At 71.5% G+C, this 9,474-nt stretch carries 9 protein-coding genes and 4 tRNA genes; 7 read left to right on the plus strand and 6 right to left on the minus strand.

The window, feature by feature from the left end:
* Nucleotides 1-165: 165 nt before the first annotated feature.
* The 4 genes from ABD948_RS21310 to ABD948_RS21325 all read right to left on the minus strand — a co-directional run bounded on the left by ABD948_RS21310 (nt 166) and on the right by ABD948_RS21325 (nt 1,389).
* Nucleotides 166-990: a PASTA domain-containing protein gene (locus ABD948_RS21310; RefSeq protein ID WP_345272214.1), complete on the minus strand. Its 825-nt coding sequence runs from the start codon at nt 988-990 to the stop codon at nt 166-168.
* A 128-nt stretch (nt 991-1,118) separates the two neighbouring features.
* A tRNA-Val gene (locus ABD948_RS21315) sits at nt 1,119-1,193 on the minus strand.
* 19 nt (nt 1,194-1,212) lie between these two features.
* Nucleotides 1,213-1,283: transfer RNA gene (locus ABD948_RS21320), tRNA-Cys, on the minus strand.
* Nucleotides 1,284-1,316: 33 nt separating this feature from the next.
* Nucleotides 1,317-1,389, minus strand: a tRNA-Gly gene (locus ABD948_RS21325).
* A gap of 148 nt (nt 1,390-1,537) precedes the next feature.
* On the opposite strand from ABD948_RS21325, the gene ABD948_RS21330 reads away from it, so the two are divergent.
* Nucleotides 1,538-2,362: an aminotransferase class IV gene (locus ABD948_RS21330; protein ID WP_345272218.1), complete on the plus strand. Its 825-nt coding sequence runs from the start codon at nt 1,538-1,540 to the stop codon at nt 2,360-2,362.
* Between the two features lie 12 nt (nt 2,363-2,374).
* Here ABD948_RS21330 and ABD948_RS21335 read toward each other — a convergent pair whose 3' ends face one another.
* Nucleotides 2,375-2,797: an SsgA family sporulation/cell division regulator gene (locus tag ABD948_RS21335; RefSeq protein ID WP_345272221.1), complete on the minus strand. Its 423-nt coding sequence runs from the start codon at nt 2,795-2,797 to the stop codon at nt 2,375-2,377.
* Nucleotides 2,798-3,013: 216 nt separating this feature from the next.
* Between ABD948_RS21335 and ABD948_RS21340 the strand changes: the two genes are divergently transcribed.
* From ABD948_RS21340 to ABD948_RS21360, 5 genes are all read left to right on the plus strand, one after another.
* Nucleotides 3,014-3,085: transfer RNA gene (locus ABD948_RS21340), tRNA-Val, on the plus strand.
* A 95-nt stretch (nt 3,086-3,180) separates the two neighbouring features.
* Entirely contained in the window at nt 3,181-3,420 is a 240-nt protein-coding gene (locus ABD948_RS21345; RefSeq protein WP_345272224.1) for a hypothetical protein, read from the plus strand.
* Nucleotides 3,421-3,553: 133 nt separating this feature from the next.
* Nucleotides 3,554-5,068 (plus strand): LamG domain-containing protein, encoded by a 1,515-nt coding sequence (locus ABD948_RS21350; RefSeq protein ID WP_345272227.1) that lies wholly within the window; start codon nt 3,554-3,556, stop codon nt 5,066-5,068.
* Nucleotides 5,069-5,181: 113 nt separating this feature from the next.
* Nucleotides 5,182-7,182 (plus strand): threonine--tRNA ligase, encoded by a 2,001-nt coding sequence (gene thrS, locus ABD948_RS21355; protein WP_425576664.1) that lies wholly within the window; start codon nt 5,182-5,184, stop codon nt 7,180-7,182.
* Nucleotides 7,183-7,235: 53 nt separating this feature from the next.
* A complete protein-coding gene (locus ABD948_RS21360; RefSeq protein WP_345272231.1) occupies nt 7,236-7,700 on the plus strand; it encodes a PPOX class F420-dependent oxidoreductase in 465 nt (154 codons plus the stop codon).
* Between the two features lie 134 nt (nt 7,701-7,834).
* Here ABD948_RS21360 and ABD948_RS21365 read toward each other — a convergent pair whose 3' ends face one another.
* Complete coding sequence (locus ABD948_RS21365) at nt 7,835-8,239, minus strand: MmcQ/YjbR family DNA-binding protein (protein ID WP_345272235.1); 405 nt, start codon at nt 8,237-8,239, stop codon at nt 7,835-7,837.
* Between the two features lie 177 nt (nt 8,240-8,416).
* Here ABD948_RS21365 and ABD948_RS21370 point away from each other — a divergent pair, with 177 nt between their 5' ends.
* Nucleotides 8,417-9,448 (plus strand): AurF N-oxygenase family protein, encoded by a 1,032-nt coding sequence (locus ABD948_RS21370; protein WP_345272239.1) that lies wholly within the window; start codon nt 8,417-8,419, stop codon nt 9,446-9,448.
* Nucleotides 9,449-9,474: the final 26 nt, after the last annotated feature.

Consider the following 9,474-nt stretch of genomic DNA (forward strand, 5'->3'; position numbering starts at 1 on the left):
GGTAGGTTAGCGGGGAATTGTTTCCGGCAGCCATTCGCCACGGGCGGAGTGTTCCGTGGCGTGCGTGTGGCCCTGGGCGGAGCAGGACACCGTGCTGAGATGAGCTGGCTGAGGCTAGCGCAGATAGGTGGCGTGCCACCTATCTGGACCGGGTGAGAGTCGCGATCAGCTCTCGCAGGCGACGCCGTCGCCTTCGCTGTCGAGCTCGTAGGGATCTGAACCGGAGACGTAGATCGGTCCCTGGGCGTACTCGGGTCCGTCGCCCGATCCCCCCGCGCAGTCGTAGTCCGAGGCGGGACTGAGGCAGGGGCGGTAGCCGGGAGTGCAGTTCTCGGCCGGCGGGGGTGCGACGGGCCGTACCACCTGCGCGACGACGACGGTGATGCTCGTCCCGGCCTTCGTCCGCGTCAGGGGGGCGGGCACCTGCCGCAGGACCATCCCGTCCTTGCCGGAGGGCACCGTCCGGGTGACGAGGTCGACGCGGTAGCCGGCCCGCTGCAGTGCGGTGGTCGCTGTCCGGGCCGACGTCTGCAGCACGCGCGGGACCCGAGGGTGAGGGACGGCGGTCACCAGCGCCACCGCGGAGCCGGCCGTGACCGACGTGCCGGAGGCGACGCTCTGACGCAGCACGGTGCCGCGCGGCTCGAACGAGGGGACTTTCCTCGTCGCGCGTAGACGCAGACCAGCCGCACGCAGCGCCTGCGCCGCCTCGGATCTGGGCAGGCCCGCCACGGCAGGAACGGTCACCGGAGGAGGCGGCGTCGGCGTCGCCGGCTCGCCGACGGGGCTGGCCGGCGTCGAGCTCCCGGGGGACGGCTCTGTGTCAGGTGGCTGGGATGCCTCCGCACTCTCGCCGCGCGAGGCCACCGAGGCGTCGTCGATGCTGCATCCTGCGATCAGCAGTGCCAGCACCACGGCCACCAGTGCGCCACGTGCCTGACCCGCTCGGCGCCACCCTGCGGGCCACCGTCGCCCTGTCTCGTCGTCCATCCTTGCCTCCGACGACCAGAGGTATCAGGACGATGCCTCCGACGTACGCGGAACGGCGATACTCGCAAACCAGTCCACCCGTGGACGACAACAGGCCGGCCCCATCGGGACCGGCCTGTGCATCACGCTGGTGGGCGATACTGGGTTTGAACCAGTGACCTCTTCCGTGTCAAGGAAGCGCGCTACCGCTGCGCCAATCGCCCTCGTGTGGAGTTGTAACAGAGGTGGGTACGGGATTTGAACCCGTGTACACGGATTTGCAGTCCGTTGCCTCGCCTCTCGGCCAACCCACCGCGGAGGCCCGACCGTGGACACTGACCTCTCCGAGCGGACAACGAGACTCGAACTCGCGACCTCAACCTTGGCAAGGTTGCGCTCTACCAACTGAGCTATGTCCGCCTGCATCCCGTCGGCCCGAGGGCTTCCGTGGAGTGCGTGAGAACAGTAGCCGATGCGCTGGGGCGTGCCAAAACCGGGTGTCGCGGGGGTGTCGTGCGCGTGTCGGCGGCGTGCGGACAGGCGCCGACACGCTCCTAGAGTGAGCGCCATGGTGCACGCGTGGATGGCCGGACGGCTGCTGGAAGACCCCGCCGGACCGGCGATCGCGGTGGCCGACCACGGCTTCACGGTCGGCGACGGTGTCTTCGAGGCCCTCAAGGTCGTCGACGGCGCCCCGTTCGCGCTGCAACGCCACCTCGACCGGCTGGCCCGCTCGGCGCGCGGCCTCGGGCTGCCCGACGTCGACCTCGAGGCGGTGCGCGCCGGCGTCGAGGCGGTGCTGGGTGCCGAGCACCTGCCGCTGGGCCGGATCCGGATCACCGTCACCGGCGGACCGGCGCCGCTGGGCTCGGGGCGAGGCGACCACCCGCCGACGGTCGTCGTCGTCGCGGCACCACTGCAGCCTGGCCCGGCGACCACGAGCGTCGTCACCGTGCCGTGGCCGCGCAACGAGCGGGGCGCGCTCGCCGGGCTGAAGACCACCTCCTACGCCGAGAACGTCGTGGCCCTGGCGCATGCCCAGGAGCGCGGCGCCACCGAGGCCATCTTCGCCAACCTGGCGGGTCACCTGTGCGAGGGCACCGGCTCCAACGTCTTCTACGTGCTCGACGGCGAGCTGCGCACGCCCACGCTGGCCAGCGGCTGCCTGGCCGGCGTCACCCGCGACCTGGTGGTGGAGTGGTGCGGGGCGCGCGAGGTCGACGAGCCGATCGAGGTCGTGCACGAGGCGTCGGAGGTCTTCCTGACCTCCACGACCCGCGACGTGCAGGGCGTGCACCGGTTGGACGACCGCGTGCTCGACGCGCCGGGGCCGGTGACGCGTGACGCGCTCGCGACCTGGCGTGCGCGCGAGCCCGAGCTTCTGGGCGAGTAGCGAGGAACGGCGTCAGCCGCGCAACCGCTCGACCAGATCGTCGACGTCGACCCGCGAGGCCTCGCTGCCCGGTGGCACGGCTCGCCACGTGCTGCTGAGGAACGCGAACAGGTCGGCGGTGCGTGCCTCGGTGACCAGACGACCCTCGGGGGAGTGGAAGTCCATCCGGACGACGGCATGCCCGTCCTCGTCGACAGCCGGAGCCAGGCGGATGTCGCCCTCGCCTGCAGGCTGGGTGAGTCCGCGCAGCAGCAGCGTGCGTGCCATCGCCCACTCGATCTCGCCGGCGGGCACGTGGAAGGTCAGCCACACGGCATACGGGTCGCCGGCGTCGTACCCGAAGGAGGCGATGAAGCTCATCGGGCGGCCGAGCTCGTCGAGGCAGTGCAGGGCGATGTCCTGCGAGACCGTGGGGGAGACGGGCTGAGCGGTCATAGGTGGTGTCCCTTGTCGTCCAGAGGGCAGGGTCGGGCCGATCGAGCAGTCCCGACACCTCCTCTGACGCGGCAGGTACCCAATTGGTTGCCTGTCATACGTCATCAATTGGAGAACGTTTGCCGCGGCGCGACGTCACGGTCGACCGGCGGCCGGGGAGGGTGCCCCCGCGTTGCGGTGGGAGGCGGGGCATGCACTACAGTCTCCGAACGCAGCGGGCGATTGGCGCAGTGGTAGCGCGCTTCGTTCACACCGAAGAGGTCACTGGTTCGAACCCAGTATCGCCCACCGTCGAGACCGCAGGTCATCCATGATCTGCGGTCTCGTTGCATCTCGGCCCCTCTGTGCAGGAGCGATCCGTGTACGCGACCCCGACCCGTGCTATGACCCAGACGGAGCTCGACCTGGTCTGCCGGGTCTGGGCGGACGCCGGCAGCGACGACCCGACCGATCGCTGGCTGCTGCTCTGGGACGGCGGCGACGCCGACGACCATCCCCAGGAGCGGGACGCGATCATCGCGGTCGCGACCGCGTGCGGGCTGCAGACGCAGATGGTCACCGGGGTGCTCCACGTGCAGAAGACCCAGCAGCTTCACGACGAGATCGGTGCCAGCTGGATCTGAGTCGACCGGTCTCCCGGCCGGGGGAGCCGATCGGGTCGCCGGGGACCACTCGGCCGGGTGGTCCGCACCGCCGAACGGCCACGGTTGCCTCGAAGCCGCTCGCGCGCCATCGAGTCCTGCCTACGGTCCGCGTATGCGTCGTCGCCCCACCCACCCTGTCCGCGCGCTGGCCCCGCTCGTCACCACCGCACTCCTGGCGGCGGCCGTGCCCGCCCTGGCGGCGCATCCCGGGAGTGGAGGTGACGACGCCGCACGCGGCTCGCATGCCTCGGCGGCACCCGCCGCCCAGGCCACCCGCGGCCGGATCACGCTCACCCCGCGCGCCTACATCGCGGGGGAGACACTCACCATCCGGGGCACGGTGGGCGCGCGCGGCTCGCGGCCGATCATGCTGCAGCGCTACATGCGCGACCGCTACCTCGACGCCGAGCGGGGCCGCACCACGCAGGCCGGCCGCTTCGGGTTCCGGATCCCCGGACCCGGTATGGCCACGCCCTACAGCGTGCAGCTGCCCGGCACCGGACTGCGCACACCGAACGCGCCGGTGACGCCGGTCGAGCAGACGTTCTCCTTCGCGACGACGCCGAGCGCCCCCCGGGCCGGGCAGGCGGTGACGCTGCGGGTGACCTCGGCCCCCGCGCGCCCGGGCCGACCGCTCACGCTGCTGCGCCGCACCAGTCCGTCGTCCTGGGCGAAGGTCGCGACCGCATCCGCCGACGCCCAGGGAGCGGCGACCTTCGGCGTCACCGCCGCGGCAGGCGACGCCGTCTACCGGGTGATGGCGGGCGCCATGCCCGGGCGCGGCATCTCGGAGTACCCCAGCTACCCCTTCTACCTGCGCTCGCGCGGGAGCGAGCGAGCCGGCGTCGCGAACGCGGGTGCGGTGCCCGTCACCCCGGGTGCGGCGCGAGCGCCCTACACCCAGCCGGGCCCCGTCAACGCCGGCAACACCTTCGACTGGGGCCGCGCCACCGAGTCGCACGAGTGGGAGTACGGCGAGCCGCTGGGGGCCTGGCGCGAGTACGGCACCGGGTCCGGACGCGTGGCCCCGGCGTACGCGATGCTCACCGTCGAGAGCGGCCCGGGCTTCTACGGCGCCGACGACCTGGGCACCACCCGCGCGACGCTGAGCGGCCGCGGCAGCGCCTACGGGCGCTGGGAGATCCGCATGCGCGCCCCGCACTGGCAGGACGGGCCGGACTACCGGGTCAAGGCCGAGCTGGTGCCCGCCGGCACCGCGCCCGGCGCGTGCAGCCCGCACACCGTCACGTTCGCCGACTTCACCGGCTACGGGAACAGCGTCGACCTGGGCGTCAGCAACGGCAGCCGCGCGTGGGCGCACAGCGAGCGCGGCGTCGTCACGAATCGCGACAACTGGCACACCTACGCCGTGGAGGTCACGCGCAACCGCATCACCTGGTTCGTGGACGCGAAGGTCACGGCCACGCTCCCGGGTCGCGCCGCCGTCAGCGGCAAGGCGCTGGTGCCGCGGATCTCGCTCATCGCCCCCGACGACACCACCCAGATGCGGCACACGCGCATCGGCATGGACTGGCTGCGCTCCTGGGGGCTCGAGCGCCCGGGCAGCGCCGCCGCCGGTCAGCGCCGGGCGCCGCAGCCGAAGGCCGGGCGCGACCTCTCCTGCTGACCCCACCGACCCGCGTGCCCGCCCGACCGATATCGGTGCGCGCGACGTCGGCGGGCGCCGATAGCCTGGGTGCGGCCCGTCCGGGCCACCCGTCCACGCGAAGGAGCGCCCCCGTGTCCGAGATCAAGGTCGTCCGCCTGCACGCCGGTGAGCGTGAGGAGCGGACGGTCACCACGGGCACCAAGGCGTGGGAGCTCTTCGCCGAGGACGCCGCCGTCATCGCGGCGCGCGTGGGGGAGGGCGAGGAGGCCGCGCTGCGCGACCTGAGCCACGAGCTCGCCGACGGCGACGTCGTCGAGGGAGTGGCCATCGAGAGCCCCGAGGGCCACGACGTGCTGCGCCACTCGTGCGCCCACGTGATGGCCCAGGCGGTGCAGGAGCTGTTCCCGGACGCCAAGCTCGGCATCGGCCCGCCGATCGAGAACGGCTTCTACTACGACTTCGACGTCGAGACCCCCTTCGTCCCCGAGGACCTCGAGAAGATCGAGTCGCGGATGCGCAAGATCATCAAGGAGGGTCAGCGCTTCAGCCGCCGGGTCACCACCGACGCCGAGGCGATCGACGAGCTGCAGGCCGAGCCCTACAAGCTCGAGCTGATCGGCCTCAAGGGCTCCGGCAACGCCGAGGGTGCGGCCGAGGGTGCCTCGGTCGAGGTCGGCGCCGGCGAGCTGACCATCTACGACAACATCCGCCGCAACGGCGACGTGGCCTGGAGCGACCTGTGCCGCGGGCCGCACCTGCCCACCACCAAGCGGATCCCCGCGTTCAAGCTGATGCGCTCCGCGGCCGCCTACTGGCGCGGCGACGAGAAGAACAAGCAGCTGCAGCGCATCTACGGCACCGCGTGGGAGAGCAAGGAGGCGCTCGAGGCGCACCTGCACCGCATCGAGGAGGCCGAGAAGCGCGACCACCGCAAGCTCGGCCGCGACCTGGACCTGTTCTCCTTCCCCGACGAGATCGGCTCCGGCCTGCCGGTCTTCCACCCCAAGGGCGGGGTGATCAAGCGGGTGATGGAGGACTACGTCCGCCAGCGCCACATCGAGGAGGGCTTCGAGTACGTGGGCACGCCCCACATCTCCAAGGAGCACACCTTCCACCTCTCGGGTCACCTGCCCTACTACGCCGACGGCATGTTCCCGCCCATGGAGTTCGAGGGCGTGAACTACTACCTCAAGGCCATGAACTGCCCGATGCACAACCTGATCTACCGCTCGCGCGGACGCTCCTACCGCGAGCTGCCGCTGCGGCTGTTCGAGTTCGGGCACGTGTACCGCTACGAGAAGTCCGGCGTCATCCACGGCCTGACCCGCGTGCGCGGCTTCGCCCAGGACGACTCGCACTCCTACGTGACGCCGGAGCAGGCGCCCGCCGAGATCACCCACCTGCTCGACTTCGTGCTCGGGCTGCTGCGCGACTTCGGTCTCGACGACTTCTACCTCGAGCTCTCCACCCGCGACGACTCCAAGCCCGACAAGTTCGTCGGCTCGGCCGAGCAGTGGGAGAACGCCACCGAGGTGCTGCGCACCGCCTGCGAGGCGTCCGGTCTCGAGCTCGTGCCCGACCCGGGCGGCGCCGCGTTCTACGGCCCCAAGGTCTCCGTGCAGGCCCGCGACGCCATCGGCCGCACCTGGCAGATGTCGACCATCCAGTACGACTTCAACCAGCCGCAGGGCTTCGACCTCACCTACCAGGCCGCCGACGGCACCCGCCAGCAGCCGGTGATGATCCACTCCGCCAAGTTCGGCTCGATCGAGCGGTTCGTCGGCGTCCTGGTGGAGCACTACGCCGGCGCCTTCCCTCCGTGGCTGGCCCCCGTGCAGGTGCAGGGCATCCCGATCGCGGAGCGGCACGCCGACTACCTGCACGACATCGCGCGCCGGATGAAGACCGCCGGGGTGCGCGTCGAGGTCGACGACTCCGACGACCGGATGCAGAAGAAGATCCGCAACGCGCAGCTGCAGAAGGTGCCGTTCATGGTCATCGCCGGCGACCAGGACATGGAGGCCGGTGCGGTGTCGTTCCGCTACCGCGACGGCCGCCAGGACAACGGCGTCCCGATCGAGGAGGCCATCGCCCGGGTCACGGCTGCCGTCGCCGCGCGCGAGCAGGTCTAGCGAGACGCCGTTCCGGCCCCCTGCCCGGACCGGGGACGGGGTACCGGACGGGCATGGCCAAGAACATCGCGACCGCGGACCGTGTCGACCTCGAGCAGCTGCTGGAGTTCGTGCGGCCGCGCCACCACCTCGTGCTGGTCACGAGCCGTCGCGACGGCAGCCCGCAGGTCTCGCCGGTCACCGGCGGGGTCGACGAGCAGGGCCGCATCGTCATCGCCACCTACCCCGAGCGCGCCAAGACCAACAACGCCCGGCGCCACCCCGACGTCAGCGTGCTGGTGCTCAGTGACGAGTTCGACGACGCCTGGGTGCAGGTCGACGGCACCTGCGAGGTGATCGACCCGCCGGACTCCGTGGAGCCGCTGGTGGACTACTTCCGCGCGGTGGCGGGGGAGCACTCCGACTGGGACGAGTACCGCCAGGCCATGCGCGACCAGGGCAAGTCCCTGCTGCGGATCACCCCCACCCGCTGGGGCCCGATCGCCACCGGCGGCTTCCCGCCCCGCTTCGCCGACTGACCCCTCGCCGACCCGGCTCTCGTGCGGCCGGCTGGGTGGTCGACCTGCGCGTTCTCGGGACGGGTCGGCGCGTGAGCCGTGCGCATTCGGGACGGGTCGGTGGTCGAGCCGTGCGCTCTCGCGCCGGGTCGGTGTCAGGGGAGGCGGGCGGCGAGGTAGCGCGGAGCCAGCACCCGAAAGCTGTCGACGACGACCTCGGCGACCTCCCCCCAGTCGGGCTCGGGCGGCAGCCGCAGCAGCATCGAGCTGGGGCCCCAGAGCGTCTTGAACCATGGGGGGCCCACGTGCCGGAGGGTCAGCACGTCTTCGGGGGCGGCGTGGAAGTGCAGCACCACCGGCCGCTCACCGGGGGCGGGGGAGAGGGGCGTGCCCAGACCCGGGGGCCGGCCGTCGACGACCTCGAGCACCTGCGCGAAGGTGCGCCCGCGCACCCGCCAGCGCACGCCCACCCAGGCGTCCTCCTCGACGACCTCGGGGAGCGCGAGCGCGACCGCGCCGACGCGGCGCAGGGCCTCGGCGACGTCGATCTCGGTGCCCACGGGGCGAAGCGTAGGGGCCGTCCCCGACGTCGCGTCGACCTGCGTGTGACCCAGCCCTCCCCATGTTACTGGGACGTAATGTCGCGCTAACTCTTTACACGTGACACGGCGTCGCACTAACCTCGGCAGACCGAACCATCCGAAGACTCCCGATGCCCCCGACGGAAGGTGCTCGACATGACCGCGGTGCTCCCCGACCACGACCGCCAGCTCGCCGAGGCCACCGGCCCCGTCGGACCCACCGAGCGCGAGCTCGCACGCCTGAGCTACGAGGACCGACTGCGCACGCTCTCCGAGGCCTCGGTCGAGCAGCACTTCGACGCCTTCCTCGACATCGACTGGGACAACCCCGACTTCGCGATCGACCCGACCGACGAGCGCTGGATCCTGCCCGAGGCCGACGTGCTGGGCCGCCACGCCTGGTACAAGTCGCTGCCCACGAGCGAGAAGATCCGCATCGGCCTCTACCGCCAGGCCAACGTCACCAAGGTCGGGCTGCAGTTCGAGCAGGTGCTGATCGCCGGCATCATGAACTACGCCCTGAAGCTCCCCAACGGCTCGCCGGAGTTCCGCTACTCCACGCACGAGGCCACCGAGGAGTGCCACCACACCCAGATGTTCCAGGAGTTCGTCAACCGCTCCGGCCAGGACGTCGGCGGCGGCTCCGCGCTGTTCCGGGCGCTCGCACCGCTGCTGCCGCTGGCCGCCTCCCTGGCGCCCGTGGGCTTCTTCTGGGGCGTCCTCGCCGGCGAGGAGCCGATCGACCACGTGCAGAAGTCGGTGCTGCGCGCGGGTGACGACATGCACCCGCTGCTGCAGCGGATCATGCAGATCCACGTGGCCGAGGAGGCTCGCCACATCGGGTTCGCCCACCAGTTCATCGAGCACTCCTCGCCCAAGCTGCGCCGCCACGAGCGCGCCGTCCTGAGCGTCGCCGTGCCCGTGGTCCTGCGCTGGCTCTGCGACGAGATCCTGGTGCCCAGCAAGAAGGCCCAGCGCGACATGGGCATCCCCAAGCACGTCGTCAAGGACCTCTACTGGGACCGCGAGGAGTCGCGCAAGATGCTGCGCGACCTGTTCGGCGACGTGCGGATGCTCGCCGAGGAGACCGGCATGATGAACCGGGTCTCGCGGCGCGTGTGGAAGGCCATGAAGATCGACGGCCGCTCCTCGCGCTACCGCAGCGAGGTGGCCTCGGCCGCGGCCTGAGCCGCCCCGAGAGCACCCGAGAGCAT

Source organism: Nocardioides nanhaiensis (assembly GCF_039542785.1).
GTDB classification, from domain to species: Bacteria; Actinomycetota; Actinomycetes; order Propionibacteriales; family Nocardioidaceae; genus Nocardioides; species Nocardioides nanhaiensis.